Genomic DNA, 1,243 nt, shown 5'->3' with positions numbered 1-1,243 from the left:
AGTTTAGAATTGGCTTCTTGTTTGCTAGATACATAAGACAAGTGGTCTTTGACCCCATTCAATCCTCTTAATTCCTTTAGCTCGTCATAAAGCGGATAGACGTTCTTTTGCAAACCTTGGAGCTATACTATAAAAGTGGACAGAAAATTGGGTGTTATAATCTGTCTATTAAGACACAAAAATGAAAGGTGGAAAGGTTATAATAAACTAGACACAAAGTTAAGAGAAATCGTGGAAAGGTTTATTATGGCAAGAAGAAAATTCGATAAACAATTTAAAAATTCTGCAGTAAAACTCATTCTTGAAGAGGGTTACTCTGTTAAAGAAGTCAGCCAAGAGCTTGAGGTTCATGCCAATAGTCTTTATCGCTGGGTTCAAGAAGTTGAAGAATATGGAGAAAGTGCTTTTCCAGGCAATGGGACAGCCCTAGCTAATGCCCAACATAAGATTAAATTGTTAGAGAAAGAAAATCGTTATCTTCAGGAGGAACTTGAACTTCTAAAAAAGTTCCGGGTCTTCTTGAAGCGAAGCAAGTAAAACGTTTTGAATTTCTCTTGAAACATCATGGGAAGATAAAAATTAAGCATGCAGTAAAAGTTCTTAAGGTTTCTCGTTCAGGTTTCTATGAATACATGCATCGTCGTCCTTCAAAACAACAAGTGGAGAGAGAAATTCTCTCAGAGAAGATAAAAGCTGTCTTTCATGAGCATAAGGGACGCTATGGTGCGGTTAGAATTACCAAGGTACTTCATAATACTGGTATTATGACCAACACGAAACGTGTTGGAAAACTGATGCACTTGATGGGACTTTATGCCAAGGGAAGCCGTTATAAATATAAACATTACAACAGAAAAGGAGCTTCGCTTTCAAGACCCAATTTAATTAATCAGATCTTTAAAGCAACAGCTCCTAATAAAGTATGGCTGGGAGACATGACCTATATCCCTACCAAAGAAGGCACCTTATACTTAGCCGTGAATATCGACGTTTTTTCACGTAAGATTGTAGGCTGGTCAATGTCTTCACGGATGCAAGATAAACTGGTGAGGGATTGCTTCTTACAAGCTTGTGGGAAAGAACATCCTCAGCCTGGCTTGATTGTCCATACTGATCAAGGGAGTCAATATACAAGCTCTCGTTATCAATCTACTCTTCGTCGAACACGGACGAACGCTGGGGGTGGAGATGCGCATACAGCGGCTGCGCCCACCGTCACCGGCGGTGGAGCCGGACCTGATGG

Annotated in this window: 1 protein-coding gene and 1 pseudogene; one reads left to right on the top strand and one right to left on the bottom strand. The window is 40.1% G+C overall.

Going from position 1 to position 1,243, the window contains the following annotated elements; all coding sequences use genetic code 11:
- The coding region (locus ACWD3C_RS48675) for a hypothetical protein (protein WP_451155275.1) at window positions 1-113 on the bottom strand (113 nt) is incomplete at its 3' end.
- Window positions 114-246: 133 nt separating this feature from the next.
- Here ACWD3C_RS48675 and ACWD3C_RS48670 point away from each other — a divergent pair.
- Window positions 247-1,163: pseudogene (locus ACWD3C_RS48670) on the top strand (IS3 family transposase); the annotation flags it as partial.
- Between the last annotated feature and the right edge of the window lie 80 nt (window positions 1,164-1,243).

Source organism: Streptomyces sp. NPDC002845, assembly GCF_053591955.1.
This window is presented reverse-complemented; position numbering and strand designations above follow the sequence as displayed.